We start from the raw sequence: 21886 nt of genomic DNA on the forward strand, positions 1-21886 counted from the left end.
AAGGTTTTGTTGAAGCATCTTTATTTATAGAAGTTCTTGCGGAAAGCCTCAAATTCGTTCCTTCCCAGTATACAGCGTTCCCACCAGGCACGCCAGAATCCTGTGCCGTATCCGATAAGTTGGATGAAAGAAGCAGCGATGGAATAGATGCCGATGCGTAAGCTTTTGTTTTGCAGCGCAGAATCCAGGCAGACCAGTAAGGCATAAAGCAGAATCGGGACGAGGCTGAACAAGCAAAAGGGAGTGCATAATAGTAGAAGTGCAACTCCTAACGTGAATACAGCCGGCAGCAAATGGACGACTTTCAACGATTCGGGATATTTTTTGTAGAGATTGATACGTGCAATACCGGAGTTGTGCACTTGCTTGAAGAATTTCTTAAAATCCGTACGTCGTTTGTGGTATACCCAGGCATCGGGAAAGAGACGGCATTGGTATCCTCCCTTGAATATGCGGATACTGAAATCGATGTCTTCGCCGAAACGCATATTGGAGAAACCTCCTAATGCCTGATAAACCTCCCGGCGGACACCCATGTTGAAACTTCTCGGATAGAATTTATCCATTTTCTTTTTGCCTCCGCGGATGCCTCCCGTGGTGAAGAAAGAAGTCATGGAGTAATTAATGGCTTTTTGTATATCGGTGAAAGAACTATGTGCCCGGTCCGGCCCTCCAAAGGCATCGGCCGGGGCGGTCTGCAGTTCTTTCTCTACTGCATCGAGATATCCTTCGGGCAAGATACAGTCCGAATCCAGTATGATGAGATATTCGCCGTTGCTACGTTCGGCACCGTAATTACGGGTTTGTCCGGGACCGGAGTTCGGTTTGTTGTAGTAATGTATATCCAACTTTCCCTGGTATTGGTTCACTATCTTTTCGCAAGGGACAGATGATCCGTCTTCTACAACCACGACTTCGAAATCCTTGAAGTGTTGGGCTGTCAGGCTTTGCAATAGTTCGTCCACTTCGTCGGGACGGTTGTAAACGGGAATAATAACGGAGTATCGCATCATATATGTATAGTTAATCTTCATATTTAATATTGGCAAAGATAAATTATTATTTTCCGATAATCTCTTTTAATGCACTCTTTTTGTCCATTATGCTTTGTCTTGAATACCTTTGGGGTCAAAGTGGTGTTGGTTTAAAACCAGGAAGCCTTTGGTTTTTAAAGGTAGTGGGTACAGCCTTTGAAGATAGGAGCGCGGCTTCTCCACTTTCGATGTTTTCAGGCTTCTTTCCATAAGTTTGGTAAAGATTTCTGTAGAATGGTTGAATTTGTCTTATCGTAGGGGACAGGGAGGTCATAGAGTTTTTCTCTCTTTTAGATATGCATATATCATAGTTCCAATCTCTGTAGTCTTTGTGCTTTTTGGGGGGGATGAAAGGTGGCGATAAAATAGAACTCCCTGCATTCCAACCGGATATTCCGGCAGAATGCAGGGAGGCTGTGTTAATGAGTCTGTGTATACTTATGCTTTCACACGACCTACGTAAGAACCGTCACGAGTATCGATCTCGATTGTTTCGCCTTCACTGATAAACAGCGGGACACGAACGGTTGCACCTGATTCTACAGTAGCCGGTTTCAGGGTGTTGGTAGCAGTGTCGCCTTTCAAGCCCGGTTCTGTATAAGTAACTTTCATCTGAACTTTGATAGGCATATCAGCATAAAGCACGGTTTCGGTAGATGCATCCGATACAACTTCTACTACTGCACCTTCCAGCAAGAAATCTACACCGTTGATCAGGTCGTGAGCGATCGGGTGTTGATCGAATGTTTCCTGATTCATGAAGATATAATCTTCACCTTCTTTGTACAGGTACTGATAGGGACGACGTTCAACGCGTACGTCTTCCAGCTTCTCACCGATATTGAAGCGACGTTCGAGAACGTAGCCGCTTACTACATCTTTCAGTTTTGTACGCATGAAGGTGTTACCTTTACCCGGTTTAACGTGGAGGAATTCGATACAGAAATACAGTTTGCCATCCATGCGGATACAAGTTCCGTTCTTGATGTCTTGAGCATTAATCATACTTGATATTCTTTATTTTATAGATTGTTATTGAGTTATCTTTGAACCTTTTCGGGTGCAAAAGTAATCTAAATCGGCAAAAAACACAAAATGTTTTGACTAAAAATGACTTAACTCTTGGTTTATTTAAAAAAAGTGCCTATTTTTGCAGCCCGAATCCGTAGAAGTAATAACATAAAAACAAGATACAGTAATGAAAAGAACATTTCAACCCTCTAACAGAAAGAGAAAAAACAAACACGGTTTCCGTGAGAGAATGGCTACAGCTAACGGCCGTAGAGTATTGGCTGCACGTCGCGCTAAAGGTCGTAAGAAACTGACTGTTTCTGACGAATACAACGGAGTGAAGGCATAAGTATTAGCCATTGCAAACGAATAAGAAGAAGTGAAGGAGGATTCCTTTGCTTCTTTTTGTTTTAGAACCGGTTCCAATTTGATAACGGTATCAGGCGCAAGGTGGAAAACCCAAAGAGAGGGTTTTGATACGCTTTTTTAAAAACTCGGTGAAAGTCTGTGATACTGTGTAACGAAAATAGTATCTTTGTCCGCATTAACAGCTTATAATTATGACGATAAAAGAATTTTTTTCTTTCAAGGCCAATAGATTCTTCTGGATAAACATCATAGCCATGGTTGTAGTGGCTGTGCTCATAGTGGTTGGCACACTTAAAGGACTGGATATATACACACGCCATGGCGAAGCTGTAATAGTGCCCGACGTAAAAGGAATGTCTGTAAGCGAAGCGGAAAAGATGTTCCGGAATCATGGACTGACTTGTGTGGTGTCCGACTCCAGTTACGTAAAAAATAAACCTTCCGGCATTATCCTGGATCTTAACCCGTCGGTCGGGCAGAAAGTGAAAGAAGGACGAACAATCTATCTGACAATAAATACCCTCAGTACTCCTTTGAGTGTGGTGCCTGATGTGGCCGATAACAGTTCCGTGCGTCAGGCGCAGGCAAAGTTGATCGCCGCAGGCTTTAAACTTACCGAAAACCGGATGGTGAGCGGAGAGAAGGACTGGGTATATGGCGTGATCTATCAGGGACGCCAATTGCAGATTGGAGATAAAGCTCCCATCGGCGCTACGCTGACTCTGATGGTAGGTGACGGAGTGCAGTCTACCGCAACCGATTCTGTCGATATGGTGGAAAATGCTGCTATGTCTGTTGAGGATTCCGGAACAGATGATGATTCCTGGTTTTAATATAAGAAACGTATACGTAGAAAAAACGCATGATAGAAGAATTGCCTGACGATATTGAACAGGACGAATTGGATGATATAGAACCCGTAGGTGACGAAAACCAGCTCTATGAACATTTCCGCGTGGTAGTGGATAAAGGGCAGGCAATGGTCAGGGTCGATAAATATTTGTTTGAACGCATCGTCAATGCTTCGCGCAATCGCATACAGAAAGCGGCTGAAGACGGTTTTGTCATGGCCAATGGTAAACCGGTGAAGAGCAGCTATAAAGTGAAACCTCTGGATGTGATTACGGTGATGATGGATCGTCCCCGTTATGACAATGAGATTATTCCGGAGGATATTCCACTTCATATTGTCTATGAAGATAAATACCTGATGGTGGTGAATAAGCCGGCCGGACTGGTGGTGCATCCGGGACACGGAAACTATCATGGTACGTTGGTCAATGCCATCGCTTGGCATCTCAAGGATAACCCCGATTACGATGCCAACGACCCACATGTGGGATTGGTGCACCGCATCGATAAAGATACTTCTGGATTACTGGTTATCGCTAAGACACCGGATGCCAAAACCAATCTGGGCGTCCAATTCTTTAATAAAACTACTAAGCGTAGATACCGCGCACTGGTATGGGGCATTGTCGATCAGGATGAAGGTACCATCGTAGGCAGTATTGCCCGCAATCCGAAAGACCGGATGCAAATGGCCGTTATGGCCGATCCTACCCAAGGGAAACATGCCGTCACCCACTACCGGGTGCTTGAACGTCTGGGATATGTCACTTTGGTGGAATGTATTCTTGAAACCGGGCGTACGCATCAGATACGTGTGCACATGAAGCATATCGGTCATGTACTCTTCAATGACGAGCGGTATGGCGGTCACGAAATCCTGAAAGGGACTCACTTTAGTAAATACAAACAATTTGTAAACAATTGCTTCGACACTTGTCCGCGGCAGGCTTTGCACGCCATGACGCTGGGGTTTGTGCATCCCGTCACTGGCGAAGAGATGCATTTTACTTCGGAGTTGCCGGACGACATGACCCGGTTGATAGAGAAGTGGAGAGGTTATATTAGTAACAGAGATTTAGAATGAAACGCAACATTGCCATTGTGGCAGGAGGCGATACCTCCGAAATCGTAGTTTCCCTGCGTAGTGCACAGGGCATTTACTCCTTTATCGACAAGGAGAAGTATAATTTGTACATCGTAGAAATGGAAGGTCGGCGTTGGGAAGTGCAATTGCAGGACGGAAGTAAAACACCGGTGGACAGAAACGACTTTAGTTTTATGAATGGGGCGGAGAAGGTCGTGTTCGACTTTGCTTATATCACCATTCACGGAACACCGGGAGAGGACGGACGTTTGCAGGGCTATTTCGACATGATACGCATTCCGTATTCATGTTGTGGCGTACTGGCCGCTGCCATCACTTACGATAAATTTGTCTGCAACCAGTATCTCAAAGCATTTGGTGTGCGTATCTCCGAATCGTTGTTGCTACGTCAGGGACAGGCTGTCTCCGATGAAGATGTGGTGGAAAAAATTGGCCTGCCTTGCTTTATCAAACCCAATCTGGGAGGATCCAGCTTTGGTGTGACTAAGGTGAAGACGCGCGAACAGATTCAACCTGCCATTGCCAAGGCTTTCAGTGAAGCTGAGGAAGTGATGATAGAAGCCTTTATGGGCGGAACAGAATTGACTTGCGGTTGTTATAAGACGAAAGAAAAATCGGTAGTCTTTCCGTTGACCGAGGTCGTGACACATAATGAATTCTTCGATTACGATGCAAAGTACAACGGACAGGTGGACGAGATCACTCCGGCACGTATATCGGAAGAACTGACCCGGCGTGTCCAGACTTTAACCTCGGCTATTTACGATATATTGGGATGTTCCGGCATTATTCGAGTGGACTATATCATTACGGAAGGTGAGAAGATCAATCTTCTGGAGGTGAATACCACACCGGGTATGACCGCTACCAGTTTTATTCCCCAGCAGGTGCGTGCCGCCGGACTGGATATAAAAGACGTGATGACTGATATTATAGAAAATAAATTTTAGCTGTAAGCTGCGGGCCACGAGCTACAGTCGGCAAGCCGCACCGATTCCGTACGGGATAGAGCGGTGCAGCCTTTGTAGCTTATCGTTGATTACCTGTAACTCGTTGCTCGTCACTTGTAGTTTATAAAAGAATAAAAGCTATGAATACAACAGAGTTTGATGAAATCCGTCCTTACAACGACGAAGAACTCTCCGGGGTTTTCGAAGAACTGATTGCCGATCCGGCTTTTCAGAAGGTGGTTGCCGGGGTGATACCGGATGTACCCTTTGAGATGCTGGCACAAAAGATGCGTGCCTGTAGAACGAAACTGGAATTTCAGAAAACCTTTTGCTACGGTTTGCTATGGAAACTTGCAGGCGACTGTACGGATGGTATTTCATTGGATCATACGGCTATTCCGGACAAGAGCAAAGCATACACCTACATCTCGAATCACCGTGACATCATTCTTGATTCCGGTTTCTTATCTGTATTGTTAGTCGACCAGGGGATGGATACGGTGGAGATTGCCATTGGCGATAATCTGCTGATTTATCCGTGGATCAAGAAGTTTGTCCGGGTCAATAAATCATTTATCGTGCAGCGTGCACTGACCATGAGGCAAATGCTTGAGTCGTCTGCCCGCATGTCCCGTTATATGCACTATACAATCGGAGAAAAGAATCAGTCCATTTGGATTGCACAACGTGAAGGACGTGCCAAAGACTCTAACGACCGTACTCAGGACAGTGTACTCAAGATGCTGGCAATGGGGGGCGAAGGGGATGTGGTCAGCCGTCTGATGGAGATGAATATTGCTCCTCTCGCTATTTCCTACGAATATGATCCCTGCGATTACCTGAAAGCACAGGAGTTCCAGCTGAAGCGTGATATAGAGGGCTATAAGAAAACGATGGCAGATGACCTGAAAAATATGCAGACCGGTTTGTTTGGCTATAAAGGCCGGGTGCATTTCCAGACGGGAGCTTGCCTCAATGACCTGCTTTCGACAGTAGATCGCTCTTTACCGAAACCAGAGTTGTTTGCACGTATCTCTACGTGGATCGATCAGCGCATTCATAGCAATTACCGTCTTTATCCGGGCAATTATGTAGCTCACGATCTGTTGACTGGTAAGAATGATTTTGAATCCCACTATACGTTGGCCGAGAAGGAACGTTTCGAGGCTTATGTGGAAAAGCAGCTTGAAAAGATAGAGATTCCCAACAAAGATATTTCTTTCTTGCGTGAAAAGCTGTTGTTGATGTATGCCAATCCGTTGACCAACTATTTGGCCGCTCGTCAATGAGAATATGGACGTTACATATCGTCCTGTCTGTATTGTTTTCCGTCTTCCTGTTTTCCTGTAACGAAGATGATGGTGCTCCTTACCCTTCCGTGAGGTTGGAGTTTCTGACTGCAGAGTCGGGAGCAGACGGTCGGTTGCAAACGTTGGTTACGGATAAGGGAGAACGTCTGGTCGTGGCGGAGGACCGCACTGAATCGGAGCTGTTACCCAATTCCTCTAGCCGTGTGGTGAGCAATTACGAAGTGCTTTCGTCGGTAGGAGGGCGGAAAGAGATACGCATTTATGCATTAGCTAATACGGTTTCTCCGGTTCCGCTGCCTGCCGGAGAGTTCCGGAATGGCTTGAAATTCGATCCGGTTGATATGCTCAGTATCTGGATGGGGCGTGATTATCTGAATATGACTCTCTCTATCCGGGCACAGAATGCGCGGCATACGTTTCATTTCATTCAGGAGTCTGTGGAGCGGGATGCTGTAACCGGAAAGCTGAAAGTCCATTTAATGCTCTATCATGACGATGGGGGAGATGTGGAGGCTTATGCCAAGCGGGCTTATGTCTCGGTACCGTTGAGGCAGTACACGTCCGATATCGGGGAATCAGTGATCATTTATTTCAGTTTTCATACGTATGACGGGGAGGTGCAGACCTATCAGTTTGAATACGTACCCAGTCACTTAACCATTAATTACTAATTATATGTCGAAAATGAATTCAATGCTTATGGGAATATGTTTTCTTTTGTCTTCTCTCTTTTCTTGCCAGCAGTCGAAAGGGAATTTCAAGACAGTGCCGGTGAAGGAGTTTGCTTCGCTGATTGAGGATGCAAGTGTGCAACGGCTGGATGTCCGTACCATGGCTGAATATTCGGAAGGCCACATTCCGGGGACGATCAATATCAATGTGCTCGATGATTCGTTTGCGGTTATGGCAGACTCCACACTTCAAAAAGATAAACCGGTGGCTTTATATTGCCGCAGTGGCAAGCGAAGCAAGAAGGCGGCTGCCATTCTCAGTGAGAAAGGATATAAAGTGTACGAATTGGATAAAGGATTCAATGCCTGGCAGGAAGCAGGCGAGAAAGTGGAGAAATAAGAATGAACGATTATTGAACAATGAATGATCAACGATGAACAGGCTATGTATTATTATCGTTCGTCGTTGATCATTTATTATGGATCGTTCAAAAATCGTTATGGTAGATTTTCCAGCAGTCTTTTCAGTACCACTGTCGCCGAGATTTCACGGTTTGCGGCTTCCGGGATGACAATGGATTGCGGACTCTCGATAACATCATCCGTCACAATCATATTCCGTCTTACAGGGAGGCAGTGCATGAAGTAGGCATTATTGGTGACGGCCATCTGACGGTCGCCTACGGTCCAATTACGGTCTGTACTCAGAATCTGTCCGTAGTTGTCGCCTGTATAAGCTGCCCAGTTCTTGGCATATATAAAGTCGGCTCCTTCGAAAGCTTTCATCTGATCATATTCTACCCGTGCGTTTCCTACAAACTTCGGATCGAGTTCGTAACCTTCGGGGTGGGTGATGACAAACTCATAGTCTGTGGCATTCATCCATTCGGCAAACGAGTTGGGCACTGCCTGTGGCAATGGCCGCGGATGGGGAGCCCAGGTCATTACTACTTTAGGGCGGGCTGTCTTTTTGTATTCTTCAATGGTGATCAGGTCGGCAAAGCTCTGCAACGGATGACGGGTAGCTGCTTCCATAGAGAACACCGGGCGTCCGGAATGTTGTATGAACTGATTGATGATCACTTCATTATAGTCATACTCACGGTTTTCGAAGCGGGCAAACGAACGTACACCGATGATGTCACAATAACATCCCATCACCGGGATGGCTTCCAGCAGATGTTCCGGTTTGTCACCGTCCATGATGACGCCGCGTTCGGTTTCCAATTTCCAGGCCCCTTGATTGATGTCCAGTACAATTACGTTCATACCCAGGTTGAGAGCAGCTTTCTGGGTGCTGAGACGGGTGCGGAGGCTGGAGTTAAAGAAGATCATCAATAGAGTTTTATTACGTCCCAGTTCCACATATTTGAACCGGTCTTTCTTGATCTCGAATGATTCGGCAAGGGCTGATTTCAGGTCGCCGATGTCTTGTACGCAAGTAAATTTCTTCATAATTGTCTTTGTTAGAATGAATATACCTTTTCCGCAAAGGTATGATAAAATTTTCAATTGGCAGGCTGCGCCCATGAAAGATACTCCGTTTGCCGTGGAGACAGGAAGGTGCTGTTGGCCAGATAGTCCTTGTTGTTGGCGTAGATAAAGAGCACACTACCTTTTTTGATTGTGTCGATAATCGGTTTGGCGAGTGCTTGCGGCAAGGCGGGGCATCCGAGGCTCCGTCCCAAGCGTCCGGCAGAAGCGGTGATGTTGGGATTGGCATATGCGGCACCATGCATCACGATGGCGCGTTGTTTGGCTTGGTCGTTAATTCCTTTTTCCAGCCCGTTCAGCACCAGGGAGTAACCGTTGCGTCCCTGATAAGTGTTTTCGGTCAGGTAAAAGCCAAGCGAACTTTTGTACGAACCGTTTTTATTGGAGAATGAGGTTGCATAGTTTCCTCCGCTATTTTTGCCGTGTGATACGACGGAAGTATATAGCAACTTTTTGTTTTTCATATCGAGCACGTAAAGGCGCTTCTCGGTAGATGGTTTTGAAAAATCGATCAGGGTCATGATGGACTTGCTTTTCTGCTCGATTTTCTGATAGCCGGTCACTGCCTGTCGGAAAGCTGTATAGCTGACAATCCCGTCCAGCTGCATATCATCGAACAGTTGATCTATTTCGTCTGTCTCCGGAGTAGAGGCTACAGAAACAGGCTCACTGGCCGGTGCATGGTTGGGTACTTCTGCCAGTGGGAGCAGAAACAATAGGAGGAATAGAAATACTTTTTGCATAGGAAACTGAGAAAATAACGGCGCAAAGATACGGATTTCTATTCCAAAACAAAAATAATTGTCTCATTTACAGGAGCCCAGTCGAAAATAAACTTGGAATGTGATGTTGCATTCCGTACACACATGTGCGAGCGGGGCGTGGTGCCCAGAGACGGGCTGTACTCTATAAGTGCTTTACGGGGCTCGTTTACCGGGACTCCGTGAATGTATCCTCCGTCTGAGAATCGGCTGGCATAAGGCGCAAAACCTCCGGTGGCGGTGGAACCGTCTTTGAGGAATATCATGCGTGTCTTTTTTTCCTGTAGGACGAATATCCCTAATGGTGTCTCTTGTGCATACGGAGGGCGATGCCTTCCGGTAGTGGCGGGGTTCATACTCCGTACGGTCCATTGGGCTTCACCGGTTTGTTCCAAAGTCATTATGTTCTGGTCTCTTCGGTCTATCATGATTGTTTTGATGAAGTGTGTCGTATCCGGGAGCACTTTGACGTACCTCTTGGGTACATACCACTCTTCGCCAATATAGATAGGGGATACCTTGACGAAATTCTCTCCGTCGGCCAGGAAGCGGACCAGCGAACCGTCTTCTCCATAACGTTCGGGCACAAGCGTATCGGTGAGCAAATAGAGCGGGACGGACTGGTAGCGCTCTATGCCCAGCGTGTCGGCAATGCGTTTATAGGCATTCCGTTTGTAATGGCGTACCAATGGAGCCTCGCCGTTCCGGTTCTTATAGTTCTGCAAGATGCCCCATTGCGAGGGTGTCTGCTGAATGTTTTCGAGCAGTGCCAGGCGTTCTTTGATCTTATCCCATTGAAAACTGCGGGTCGTATCTTTGTACGGATACGTATCTTCAAGAGTATATTTATCATAGAGCAAATCTTTCTTGATCTCTATCTGTTCTGCGGAGATGGCTTTGGGCTTCTCTTCCGGAGGCACCGTTTCCAGTGAATCCGCTACACCGGTGACTTGGGGCTGTGGCAAATTTGTTCTGTTTTCTCTATTGCATGCGCAGAGAAGGCAAGAAAGGGTGAGCAGGTATATATAGGCTGTTTGCTTCATAATGGGATAGGTTTGGAGTTCATTTACAAATATAATGTTTTTTATAAGGAATAGCAAGGCGTTTTGTTCTCGTATTACTAATAATTTGCATAATTGCCTCCGTTTTTGTCAAGAGTAAGTTTACGCTTCCTTAACATAAGCGCTCTCCGGATTATACTATTTATACTTTTCGAATCTTGTCCGGTGGTGTAGGCCCGGATGCAGTCGGAAGGGTAGAGGGATCAACCGTCTCCAACTGCCGGATCAACCGTCTTTGGGTCGGAACGCAGGCTCTTCCGACAAGAAACCCCGGCTCTGTTGAAGCGTAATCCCGGCTCTGTTCACGAGGGGTATCGGCTGTAAAAAAAGAAAGGGGAGAAGCAAGAGCCTTTCCCCATTATCGCATTTTAAATTGAATCTATGGTATGATTGTGTCTACAAAGATAGTACAATCCGGAGGTTAAGTCAAGCTTTGAACCGATTATTTTCCTGACTTTCGCCGAAAGTATCACTGACGTGTCTGTCCGTCACCCTCTATGATCCATTTGTAGGAAGTGATCTCTTCCAATCCCATCGGTCCGCGGGCATGCAACTTTTGTGTGCTGATGCCGATTTCTGCTCCCAGCCCGAATTGTGCTCCGTCGGTGAAAGCGGTAGATACATTGGTATATACACAGGCTGCATCTACCATGCGGGTGAAAAGCGCGGCGCGTTCCGGGTTTTCGGTGACGATACTTTCGCTATGTCGTGAGCTGTATTCCTGGATATGTCCGAGTGCGTTCTCAAAACTATTCACAGTTTTGATTGCCATTTTGTAGTCCAGAAATTCAGTTCCGAAGCTCTCGGGGGTGGCAGGTTTCAGCAACCCGGCAGGATAGTGTCCCTCGAGTGCCTGATAGGCTGACGGATCTGCATAGATAATCACCTTGTCGGCTTTGAGCTTTTCACAAAGGAGAGGCAGATCGGACAATCTGCTTTCGTGAACAATCACGCAATCGAGTGCATTACAAACACTCACGCGGCGTGTCTTGGCATTATGGATGATGGCAGCTCCCTTGGCCGTATCTCCGTATTCGTCAAAGTAGGTATGGCAGATGCCTGCACCGGTTTCTATTACCGGTATAGTAGCATTTTGCCGTACAAAGTTAATCAGGGCGCTACTGCCGCGAGGAATGATCAGATCTACGTATCCGGTAGCGTGCAGCAGTTCCCGGGTTGCTTCACGGTCGGCCGGTAGCAACTCGACCATGTGAGTGTCTATGTTAAACTGTCGGAGTACCTGGTGTATCACTTCTACGATGGCACGATTCGAATAGTCAGCGTCGCTTCCCCCTTTCAGGATACAGGCGTTACCGCTTTTCAGGCAAAGCGAAAAAACGTCGAAGCTGACATTGGGACGAGCTTCGTAAATGATGCCGATGACCCCGAAAGGAACACTTATCTTAGTGAGTCTCATGCCATTGGGACGAATGCTCTCTTTCAATATCCTGCCCAGAGGGGAGGGGAGAGTGGCCACGTTGCGTATATCGGAAGCGATTCCCCGAAGTCGTTCTTCGGTCAACCTCAGTCGGTCGTATTTCGGATTGTCGGGTGACATCCGTTCCAGATCTTTCCGGTTCTCAGAGAGGATGTAGGAAGTCTGTTCCAAAGCAGCTTCTGCCACGGCATTCAGTATTTGGTTGATCCGATCGTCGGGTAATAGTGCCAGATGGCGGCCGGCTGCCTGTACGGCAGCAAAAGTATCATTCAGATTCATAATGCAGTTCGTTTATTCAATGTAAAGGTAGTCATAATGGACTACTGCTTTTTTTCCATGTTTTCCGATGGAGTCCCGTGCCTGCATGGAGTCACAGTTGACTTTGCCTACACCTACCGGAGTACCCCGGTAATCAATGATGCGCACGATGTCGTCTTTCTCAAATTCTCCTTCAATGCGGGTGATTCCGACGGGAAGAATGCTGACTGCCTTGTCGGAGTTCAACACTTCGGTAGCCTGTTCGTTGATATGTATCTCTCCCTTAGCGAAACCTTCGCTATGAGCTATCCATTTCTTGATACTCGATACGGGTTGGGATGCGGGGATAAAACGAGTGCAAACCGTCTCTTCGGGATGCTCTATGAGGTTGATAAGGATGTTGTCGCGTTTGCCATTGGCAATAATTACTGTAATACCTTCATCTGCCACTTTGCGGGCAATGTTGGTTTTGGTCAGCATGCCTCCTCTCCCGAAACTCGATTTGCTGGTCTGAATGTAGTTACTCAGGTCTTTTCCCTGTCCAATCTCCCGGATCACTAATGAGTCCGGATCGGAAGGGGAACCGTTATAAATGCCGTCGATGTTACTCAGGATGATAAGGGCCTGTGCATTCATCATTGAGGCGATGAGGCCCGACAGTTCGTCATTGTCTGTGAACATCAGTTCGGTGACGGAGATGGTGTCGTTCTCGTTGACGATAGGAATGACGCCGTTCTCAAGCATCACCGTCATGCAGTTTTTCTGGTTGAGGTAATGACGGCGTGTACCAAAATTCTCTTTGGTGGTGAGTACCTGTCCTACAGCAATGCCATGATCGCGGAACAGCTCGTAATATCGGTTAATGAGTTTGGCTTGACCCACTGCCGAGAACAATTGGCGCTGATCTACGCTGTCGAGTTTCCTGAGGGTACGTATTTCGCTTCGTCCCGAGGCAACAGCTCCCGAAGAGATAAGAATCACCTCTACTCCGGCTTTATGCAAGGCGGCTATCTGATCGGTTAGCGCAGACATCCGGGTGACATCCAGTGTTCCGTCCTGTCGGGTCAGTACGTTACTTCCCACTTTTATGGCTATTCGTGTAAACTCCTTTTTCATTATGCTGACGATTTGAAAGCACAAATATATGGATTTTTGTCGATATGTTACCTCTCCCATACGGATATCTTGAAAGAGAATGTCTGTATGGCAGAGAGGAGATCGGGGGGAATTTATTCGTTTGCCTTTTCGCGGTTTCTCACTATTTCCATTGCATTTTCATAATCGTCTTCATTGACGAGGACAGCTATTTCCTGTCCGATGTAGTAAGGTGCCAAAGCTGCGAGCCCACCTCCGTCTTTCAGGATAGATTCTATTCCATTGCTTTCGAGCAATCCTTTGATGAACTCTGCTTCCCAAGGCGAACCGGTGAAGACTTCTACTACGCGGGTGTCTTTATCTTCTTTCATAATGGTAGGGATATAATGTGTTTATCTCTTACAAATATAACAAAAAGAACTTAGATAAAGTTGTTTTACCGATAGATTATTCTAAAGTTATTCGTTGCACTGTAATGTTCTCGTTGAGGAACATGGAGGCTGATTCAATAAATTTGTCTTCGGCCTCTGTGGTGTAAAAGCGGCATTTACCTTCCCGAGTGCACTTCATGTCCATTTCGGGATGACGGTGAAGGTAATCTTTCAGACTGGTAGCCACATATTCTCCCTGTGCCACCACTTTCACTCCTTGGGGAATGAATTTTTGTATCTTGGGCAATAGTATCGGGTAATGGGTACATCCCAGAACAAGGGTGTCTATCTGCCGGTCTTTGGCAAGTAGGTTGTCGATGTATTTACGAATAAAGAAGTCGGCTCCTTCGCCGTTGGCTTCATTGTTTTCAACCAGTGGAACCCACATGGGACAAGCTTCTCCGCTTACTTTGATATCCTCAAACAACTTATGCACTTCAAGCGGATATGATTCTGATTTGATGGTACCGGCTGTAGCCAATATTCCTACATGGCGCGTTTGGGTCATACTGCCGATACACTCTGCAGTTGGGCGAATGACTCCTAGCACCCTCCGGTCCGGATCTATATTCGGAAGGTCGTTCATTTGTATGGTTCTCAGTGCCTTGGCCGAGGCTGTGTTGCAAGCAAGTATCACCAGATGACAGCCCATCTCAAACAATTTGTTGACAGCCTGTAAGGTGAACTCGTATACGATTTCAAAAGAACGGGTCCCATAAGGAGTCCGTGCATTGTCGCCCAGATAGATGTAATCGTATTCCGGCAGCGCTTCCCTGATTTTGCTCAGGATGGTCAGCCCACCGTATCCGGAGTCGAATACACCGATAGGACCAGGTTGGTATGGAAGGGATTGTTTCATAATGGGGATATGGTTAAAAAGTTACGAGCTACAAGTAACAAGTCATAACGCATTTTGCATGGTACTTGTAGCTTGTAGCTCGTAACTTATTGCTCTTAACTCTTATTTGATGCCCAATTGGGTTTTTACTTTCGGAGTCAGGTTAATGCTTTGAGCTTCGTTTACGTAAGGTATCGGAGTACGTGCCATATCGAAAATGTAGATAACACCTTCTGCTGCACCTACTGCTTTGATAGCGTCATCCAGCTTCTTATATACCGGAGCCATCAGGTCATTGTTGGCTTTTTCCATATCCTGCTGAGCCTTAGCCTGGAATTGTTCTTGTCTCTGCATCATGTCTTCCAACTCTTTTTGTCTTCTTTCTGCAATGACAGCAGGAAGAGAGTCTTTTTGCTGCATGAATTCCTGGTATTTCTTGCTGAATTCTTCCTGAGATCTCTGTAAGTCTTGTCCGAGTTGTTTGTTCAATGCTTGTAACTCAGATTGTGCTTTGGTATATTCCGGCATGGCCGAAACAATTTCCATCGCATTGATGTGACCGAATTTAAGATTTTGTGCAAATACGCCCATCGGGAGTATTAACATCATTAAAAGTGCAATTTTTTTAAGCATAGTTTTATTATTTATTTGAATGATTACTTTTAAGTTATCGGGTGCAAATGTATGAAATTAATTTGAATATCCTAATTTCGCCAGCACTTCATTGCTTACATCAATGCGGGGAGTGGCAAAAATAATGCTTGAAGCAGATGCTCTGTCTACCACTACTGCATAACCGTTTTCCTCTGCTACAGCTTTTACCGCATTGTATATTTCGTCTTGAATAGGCTTCATTAACTCTTCTCTTTTCTTAAAAAGTTCACCTTCAGGACCAAAGTATTTACGTTTGAGCTCTGAAGCAGCTTTTTCTTTTTCTACGATGGCATCTTCTTTCTGGGTCTTTTGTGCGGCCGTCAGTTTAGCAGATGCAGCTTGATAGTCCTTAAACATCGTTTGTGCCTCTTTGGCTAATACTTCGACTTCACCCTGCCACTGTTTGGTTGCCTGGCTCAATTGTTCGTTGGCACGTTCGTAAGCCGGAATGTTCTTCAGGATATACTCCATATCGATCAGGGCAAACTTTTGTGCTTGGGCTGTCATACCTACGGCAAACAGCAAGATGATAAATAGAACAGACTTTTTCATAACGCTTAGTTTTTAGTGAAACAATTAGAATTCCTGGCCCAATACGAAATGGAATCTGCTTCCACCTGCGCTCTTGTCGCCAAGTACTTTGTCGAAACCGTATGCCCAGTCGATACCCATCATACCAATCATCGGAAGGAAGATGCGGACACCCACACCTGCCGAACGTTTCAGGTCGAACGGATTGAAGTTTTTCACATCATGCCAAGCATTACCGGCTTCCAGGAATGTTAACGCATAAATATTGGTACTTGTTTCCAGCATTAGCGGATATCTTAATTCAAATCCGATACGGGTATAAGCATAACCTTCTTGTCCGCGGTACGGAGTTAAAGAACTGTTTTCATAACCACGGAGGGCGACACTCTCAGTTGCGTAGCTTGAATATCCGGTCATACCGTCACCACCGACATCGAATGTACCGAACGGTGATTTCTTATATTTGTTGTAGTGACCCAATATACCGAATTCAACACGTGTCATTAATACCGGAGTCTTTTTCACTACAGTCGGGTTCAGCAATGGGATGTATGTTTTTGCTTTGAATTTCCACTTGTGGTATTCTACCCATTTATGCATCTTGTTCATATCGTTCTGGTTGTACTCGTTGTACTTGCTGTAGTCTACTCCATCGAACAATGAGTAAGGTGGTGTGAACTGTACGGACAGCGAGAAGTCAGAACCACTACGGGGATAGATCGGGTTATCGTAAGAGGCGCGGGCCAATGTCAAGCCTATACTCAGGTCATTACATTTACCGTTGGTCACCGGGAAGTATTGCCAGTCTTTCAAGATATATCTCTGGTAAGAGAGCTCGGCTGAAAGCTGGAAGTAGTCATCCGGCCAGTTCAGACGTTTACCCCATCCTGCTGACAGACCCCACATTTTGATTGACTTATCCGGGTCATAATAGTTCTCGTAATTGTTATAGTTACCATAATTGTACATACCGTAGCCACCCAAGCCGCTGTAATAACTGTTGTAGTAGTTGTTATAGTAGCTTGAATTGTAGTAACGGCTACTGATATCGGTCTGTACGGAGAAGAATGCTGACAGAGAGAATGAATTCGGGCGTTTACCTCCGAACCAGGGATCAAAGAACGAAATGCTATACTGTTGATAGTATTGTGCATTGGTTTGTCCACTGATGGTCAGTGTCTGTCCGTCGCCTTGAGGCAGGATACCGCGATAATTTTCTCCCGGATGCAACAGGTTCGCCAAAGAGAAGTTCGTAAACTTCAGACTTAACTTACCGATAACACCTGTTTGTCCCCAACCGGCAGAGAACTCTACCTGGTCATTTGCTTTCGATACAAGATCGTAAGCGATATCTACCGTTCCGTTTACAGGGTCCGGCTGGATATCCGGCTTGATGTTTTCCGGGTCGAAGTGTCCCATTTGCTGGATTTCACGCATAGAACGCATCAGGTCCTCGCGGCTGAACAACTCACCTGGACGAGTACGGAGTTCACGGCGGACAACGTTTTCGTACAAACGGTCATTACCATTGATCTTGATCTTGTTGATACTGGCTTGCCGACCTTCAAAAATTCTCATTTCCAAGTCAATGGAGTCATTATCTATGTTTACTTCCACCGGATCCAGTGTATAGAACAGATAACCATTATTATAATAGAGGTTACCGATAGCATCTTCGTCGGTTGATAAGCGTTCATTTAACAATTTCTGGTTATATACATCCCCTTTCTTCATGCGGAGCATGTAGTTCAATTGCTCTGAAGGGTAAAGCGTATTACCTACCCATGTAACGTTGCGGAGATAATATTTATCGCCTTCTTCCAGTTCGATGAATACGTCTACGGTCTTATCGTCAAATTTGGATACACTGTCTTTCACAATGCGTGCATCGCGGTAACCCAATTCGTTATACTTATCAATAATCAACTGTTTGTCCTCTTCATATTTCTCGTTGACAAACTTCTTGGTGCGGAATAAGTTCAGCAGTTTTCCTTTTTCGTTTGTCTTCTTCATCACGCGTTTCAGCTTAGATGTCTTGATGGCATGGTTGCCGGCAAAAGTGATGGCATGTACTTTTACCTTTTCTTTCTTATCGATGTCAATATCGACTAATACCTGATTTTCATTGGCAGGATCATCTCTTTGGGTGATAGTGATTTCAGCATTCTTAAATCCCTTATCGTCGAAATAGCGTTTACTTAAAACTTTCGCACGGTCTACCAGGTTCGGAGTGATCTGACTACCCTTTATCATGCCCAGTTTGGTTTGCAGGTCTTCACGTTCCGACTTTTTCACACCGTGATAGCGTATATCGGAAATACGTGGGCGTTGGGCCAAAGTGATCTTTAACCATATTTTATTACCTTCTATTTTTTCAGCGGTAATCGATACATTAGAGAACAGACCATGACGCCAGTAGCGTTTGATTGCACCTGTGATTTCATCTCCCGGTACAGTAATGGTTTGTCCTACAGAGAGTCCGGACAGTCCGATAAGAACATAATCTTCGTAGTTCTTGACACCTTCGACTTTGATGTCGGCTATTTCATATTTTTTCGGTGTCCCGGAATACATGATAACGGGTTTGATTCGTCAGTGTTAGCATCTTGTGCTACGCCCGGCAATGCAAAGCAAAACAGGCTGATAAACGTTACGAATATGAAGGAAATACGATAATGCATTTATGTTATAATTAAGTTTTGAGTTAACTGATTTGTTCGCTGGTTTTTCCGAATCTGCGTTCGCGTTTCTGGTAGTCACAGATAGCCTTGCACAATTCTTCTTCCTTAAAGTCGGGCCAGAAAGTTTCACAGAAATAGAGCTCCGAATAAGCACATTGCCAAAGCAGATAATTGCTTAAACGAACCTCTCCGCCTGTCCGGATCAGCAAATCCGGGTCGGGCATAAAGTTGGTTGTCAGATGTGTCCGAATGCTTTCTGAAGTAATTTCTTCAGGGTTCATTTCTCCATTTTGTACCAATGTGGCAATCTGCCGTGTAGCTTCGGTTATTTCCCATCTGGCAGAATAACTGAGGGCAAGTATCAGGCACATACCTGTATTCTTGGAAGTATGTTCTACACAAGCATTCAGGCGCTCCCGTACATTCTCAGGTAGTTTGTTGATGTCTCCGATGATACGGAAACTGATATTGTTTTTCATAAATGTTTCCTCTTCGATAGAGTCGAAAAGGAGGCTCATCAATGCAGCGACTTCATCCGAAGGCCGGTTCCAGTTTTCTGTAGAAAAGGTATATAAAGTAAGGAATTTGATTCCTAACCTGGCCGCCTCTTCAGTAATGATATGCACAGTCTCGGCTCCGGCCTGATGTCCAAAACTCCGTTCGTGTCCGCGTAGTTTGGCCCACCGTCCGTTACCGTCCATGATAATTGCTACATGCTTAGGTATCCGGTTTAAATCTATTTGTTCTTTATAGGACATTTCGTTAGTTGTTGTTCTGTCTTTTAAAACCAAATTTATTGATTCGTCCGCGCCATACTTCGTTGGCACCACCGTTACTCCATATTACCCAGATAAAGTTATTTTTGTCTACTACGGTTGAGTAATTGTTTCCTCTGTCTTTGAATTCGGCCGGCAGGAAGATTTTCTTGTTGGCTTTATACCAGGCAATACCTGCTTCCGATGTATAGATCGTTTCAAAATTTCCTCCGAATGCCAGAAAAGCATTATCATAATAGAAGAAAGACGGATTGTCCAGTTTCGGACAATAGGCGGTACTCGAGGAAGTTTTTAAAGGTATCCAAAGCAAACCGTCTTGTGAGGTCCATGCGATGGAAGTCGTATCGTTTGCATTACGATTGTTACCCATTACGGCTATTGTCTGGATTCCTGTTGCTGTCAGGTAAGAAGTTGCAGACAAATTCTCCAAGGGGAAGTCCGCACCTACTGTTTCGGAACCAATGTTCCACGCTGTTGCTTCAGGATTAGTTATGGCAAATGTAGATTGATCACCATTATTAATAATACCGGCAATTCCGGAGATACCCAACAGATTACCTTCATTTTTCGGGAAAGGGGCGATCAGCATCTCTACTTTACCGTTTTTATTCAAATCGGTTGCAACATTCCATAATGCTCCATCAGATGAAACGTATGCACTTTCACCGTTTGTGGCATATAGTTTTCCGCCGAAAGAAATAATGGAGGAAAGCTTGATGTTGTCCGGAAGCCCTGTTATGGATACTGGTGTCCAGCTTCTTCCTTTACTGATAACATCTCCGGATGATTGGTATGCAGTCGTATTCGATGTATAGATCAACAGATCTTCATTCAGGGTAACTGATTTCTGATATCCGCTATAGTTTGCGAAGTTATCTGTCATTTTGGTCCAGTTCATGGAATCCGGGTCCTGTTGATGTACACGTACCGAAATAGTATACTCTTTGGTATATTGCATGTCGGCAGCCCACACTTTTATTCTCATCGGTTTTTGCATAGTGCCTCTGAAGTCGATAGAATCGGAATAGTTGAACAGAGTATCCTGACCCTCTGCGTTTTTGGCAGTGATTATTCCGGAAGTTGTGGTCAGTGTCTTGATAAGAATACGGTCAATAATTGTATCGGAGCCTACAGGTAGTGAATCCTGGTTATAAATAAGTCCTACTCCATCGGGACCAAGTTGGTCAATTGTAAATTTATAGTTTACCCCATGTATGGTGTCAAGTGCAAATGCGTGTATGGTAGCATCCGGGCTATATTCAATTTCTTCTGTGTCAAGGCACGAAGTAACGGCAAACGATACAAGGAAGAAACTTACAATTACTGATAAAAACTTTATTCTCATTTGAAAGATTGTGTTTATTTACAAGTTGCAAAAATAGGAACATTTTTCTCTATATTGAACATTGGAGGGAAGTTTTATATAAAATTATAGATAATCTGCTCGATTTTGTCGATATAAAACTCCTTGAATGCAGCGAATTTAGGTATTTCTCTTCAAGTAATGCCTGAAGGTCGTACAGAAATGTTTTTCTTCCGAATAACTAATTTTATCGCTTATTTCAGGTGCTTTAACACCGGAATAAATCAGTTTATCGCTCTTTTCTATGATGACTTCATCCCATATTCCGGAACGGATAAATGACTCCAGAAGAATTCTTCCTCCTTCTATCATCAGCGACTGTAGGTTGCGTTGATAGAGGGCAGACAATATTTGTGGCAGAATATCTGTCTGGTAATTGAGTGTGATGTATTCCAGGTTTTCTTTTCCGGAACGGGGATGTTCCGTAAAAACGAGCGTAGATACGCTGTTATCCGACAAATGGGAGGTTTGAGGGAGTGAATGATTACGGTCCATCACTATTCGCACCGGATTGTGTCCGTACCAGTTGCGTACCGTGAGTGCCGGATTGTCCAGTAGTGCGGTTCGCGTACCGACCATGATAGCGTCCGACTCTGCTCTTTTTTTGTGTACCAGCATGGAAGTGAGAGGAGTCGATAATATGACAGGTTGTCCTTCCGTACGTTCCAGGTCGATGAAACCATCGGCTGATTCTGCCCATTTCAAAACGATGTAAGGGCGGTGAAGGGTATGGAAAGTGATAAATTTCCGTATAAGTTCGCGACATTCCGTTTCCAGAACTCCGACAATGACTTCGCATCCGGCATCCCGTAACTTTTGGATTCCTTTGCCTGCTACTTTGGAAAATGGGTCTTGGCATCCGATTACAATCCTGGGAATTTGTTTCTCTATGATTAAATCAGCGCATGGGGGAGTTTTTCCATGGTGGGAGCAAGGCTCGAGACTTACATATATAGTACTGTGTTTCAGTAAAGACGGATCCTTTACAGAGCGGATCGCATTGACTTCGGCATGTGCTTCTCCGCAACGGATGTGATAGCCTTCACCGATTATTTGTCCTTCACATACGATGACAGCTCCTACCATTGGATTGGGAGATACGTTGCAAAGACCGTTTTTTGCCAGTTGGATGCAACGCCTCATGTATTTTTCTTCTTTCATCTTTTAGGCTGATAGCTATATTATTTGTACTTTTGCACCCCA

21 protein-coding genes and 1 pseudogene are annotated in these 21886 nt (G+C 45.2%); 7 read left to right on the forward strand and 15 right to left on the reverse strand.

Going from position 1 to position 21886, the window contains the following annotated elements:
• Nucleotides 1–20: 20 nt before the first annotated feature.
• Nucleotides 21–1010 (reverse strand): glycosyltransferase, encoded by a 990-nt coding sequence (locus tag BF9343_RS02000; protein ID WP_005784336.1) that lies wholly within the window; start codon nt 1008–1010, stop codon nt 21–23.
• Nucleotides 1011–1472: 462 nt separating this feature from the next.
• Nucleotides 1473–2039, reverse strand: coding sequence for an elongation factor P (gene efp, locus BF9343_RS02010; protein ID WP_005784338.1), 567 nt, complete (start codon nt 2037–2039; stop codon nt 1473–1475).
• 193 nt (nt 2040–2232) lie between these two features.
• Here efp and rpmH point away from each other — a divergent pair, with 193 nt between their 5' ends.
• The 7 genes from rpmH (at nt 2233) to BF9343_RS02045 (ending at nt 7702) form a co-directional block, all read left to right on the forward strand.
• Entirely contained in the window at nt 2233–2394 is a 162-nt protein-coding gene (gene rpmH, locus BF9343_RS02015; RefSeq protein WP_004292199.1) for a 50S ribosomal protein L34, read from the forward strand.
• A gap of 211 nt (nt 2395–2605) precedes the next feature.
• Nucleotides 2606–3247, forward strand: a complete 642-nt coding sequence (locus BF9343_RS02020; protein ID WP_005784340.1) for a PASTA domain-containing protein — start codon at nt 2606–2608, stop codon at nt 3245–3247.
• A gap of 29 nt (nt 3248–3276) precedes the next feature.
• Nucleotides 3277–4350, forward strand: coding sequence for an RluA family pseudouridine synthase (locus BF9343_RS02025; protein WP_005796526.1), 1074 nt, complete (start codon nt 3277–3279; stop codon nt 4348–4350).
• Nucleotides 4347–5321, forward strand: a complete 975-nt coding sequence (locus BF9343_RS02030; RefSeq protein WP_010992043.1) for a D-alanine--D-alanine ligase — start codon at nt 4347–4349, stop codon at nt 5319–5321. The genes BF9343_RS02025 and BF9343_RS02030 overlap by 4 nt, the downstream gene beginning before the upstream one ends.
• 140 nt (nt 5322–5461) lie before the next feature.
• Entirely contained in the window at nt 5462–6610 is a 1149-nt protein-coding gene (locus tag BF9343_RS02035) for a 1-acyl-sn-glycerol-3-phosphate acyltransferase (protein ID WP_005784346.1), read from the forward strand.
• On the forward strand, nt 6607–7302 hold the full coding sequence (locus BF9343_RS02040; protein WP_010992044.1) for a NigD1/NigD2 family lipoprotein: 696 nt from the start codon (nt 6607–6609) through the stop codon (nt 7300–7302). The genes BF9343_RS02035 and BF9343_RS02040 overlap by 4 nt, the downstream gene beginning before the upstream one ends.
• 4 nt (nt 7303–7306) lie before the next feature.
• Nucleotides 7307–7702 carry a rhodanese-like domain-containing protein gene (locus tag BF9343_RS02045; protein ID WP_008658297.1) on the forward strand — a complete coding sequence of 132 codons (396 nt, stop codon included), beginning with the start codon at nt 7307–7309 and terminating at the stop codon, nt 7700–7702.
• Between the two features lie 98 nt (nt 7703–7800).
• Here BF9343_RS02045 and BF9343_RS02050 read toward each other — a convergent pair whose 3' ends face one another.
• The 13 genes and pseudogenes from BF9343_RS02050 to ribD all read right to left on the reverse strand — a co-directional run bounded on the left by BF9343_RS02050 (nt 7801) and on the right by ribD (nt 21844).
• On the reverse strand, nt 7801–8757 hold the full coding sequence (locus tag BF9343_RS02050; RefSeq protein WP_005796520.1) for a Rossmann-fold NAD(P)-binding domain-containing protein: 957 nt from the start codon (nt 8755–8757) through the stop codon (nt 7801–7803).
• Between the two features lie 53 nt (nt 8758–8810).
• Nucleotides 8811–9539 carry a murein L,D-transpeptidase catalytic domain family protein gene (locus tag BF9343_RS02055; protein WP_005784354.1) on the reverse strand — a complete coding sequence of 243 codons (729 nt, stop codon included), beginning with the start codon at nt 9537–9539 and terminating at the stop codon, nt 8811–8813.
• Between the two features lie 38 nt (nt 9540–9577).
• Complete coding sequence (locus BF9343_RS02060; protein WP_005784355.1) at nt 9578–10600, reverse strand: L,D-transpeptidase; 1023 nt, start codon at nt 10598–10600, stop codon at nt 9578–9580.
• Nucleotides 10601–11087: 487 nt separating this feature from the next.
• A complete protein-coding gene (locus BF9343_RS02065; protein WP_010992045.1) occupies nt 11088–12335 on the reverse strand; it encodes a glutamate-5-semialdehyde dehydrogenase in 1248 nt (415 codons plus the stop codon).
• Nucleotides 12336–12347: 12 nt separating this feature from the next.
• Nucleotides 12348–13430 carry a glutamate 5-kinase gene (gene proB, locus BF9343_RS02070; protein WP_008769315.1) on the reverse strand — a complete coding sequence of 361 codons (1083 nt, stop codon included), beginning with the start codon at nt 13428–13430 and terminating at the stop codon, nt 12348–12350.
• 113 nt (nt 13431–13543) lie between these two features.
• A complete protein-coding gene (locus tag BF9343_RS02075) occupies nt 13544–13780 on the reverse strand; it encodes a DUF2007-related protein (protein WP_005784361.1) in 237 nt (78 codons plus the stop codon).
• Between the two features lie 76 nt (nt 13781–13856).
• On the reverse strand, nt 13857–14699 hold the full coding sequence (gene murI / locus BF9343_RS02080) for a glutamate racemase (protein WP_005801598.1): 843 nt from the start codon (nt 14697–14699) through the stop codon (nt 13857–13859).
• 102 nt (nt 14700–14801) lie between these two features.
• The gene (locus BF9343_RS02085) at nt 14802–15311 is read right to left on the reverse strand and encodes an OmpH family outer membrane protein (protein ID WP_005784365.1); all 510 of its coding nucleotides are present in this window, start codon (nt 15309–15311) and stop codon (nt 14802–14804) included.
• Nucleotides 15312–15368: 57 nt separating this feature from the next.
• Nucleotides 15369–15884 carry an OmpH family outer membrane protein gene (locus BF9343_RS02090; protein WP_005784368.1) on the reverse strand — a complete coding sequence of 172 codons (516 nt, stop codon included), beginning with the start codon at nt 15882–15884 and terminating at the stop codon, nt 15369–15371.
• A gap of 24 nt (nt 15885–15908) precedes the next feature.
• A pseudogene (locus tag BF9343_RS02095) lies at nt 15909–18544 on the reverse strand (BamA/OMP85 family outer membrane protein).
• A gap of 23 nt (nt 18545–18567) precedes the next feature.
• Entirely contained in the window at nt 18568–19302 is a 735-nt protein-coding gene (locus BF9343_RS02100; RefSeq protein WP_005784372.1) for an isoprenyl transferase, read from the reverse strand.
• Between the two features lie 4 nt (nt 19303–19306).
• Nucleotides 19307–20665, reverse strand: a complete 1359-nt coding sequence (locus BF9343_RS02105) for a DUF6242 domain-containing protein (protein ID WP_010992046.1) — start codon at nt 20663–20665, stop codon at nt 19307–19309.
• A 138-nt stretch (nt 20666–20803) separates the two neighbouring features.
• The gene (gene ribD / locus BF9343_RS02110) at nt 20804–21844 is read right to left on the reverse strand and encodes a bifunctional diaminohydroxyphosphoribosylaminopyrimidine deaminase/5-amino-6-(5-phosphoribosylamino)uracil reductase RibD (RefSeq protein WP_041926163.1); all 1041 of its coding nucleotides are present in this window, start codon (nt 21842–21844) and stop codon (nt 20804–20806) included.
• Nucleotides 21845–21886: the final 42 nt, after the last annotated feature.

It is taken from the genome of Bacteroides fragilis NCTC 9343, assembly GCF_000025985.1.
Classification (GTDB): Bacteria; Bacteroidota; Bacteroidia; order Bacteroidales; family Bacteroidaceae; genus Bacteroides; species Bacteroides fragilis.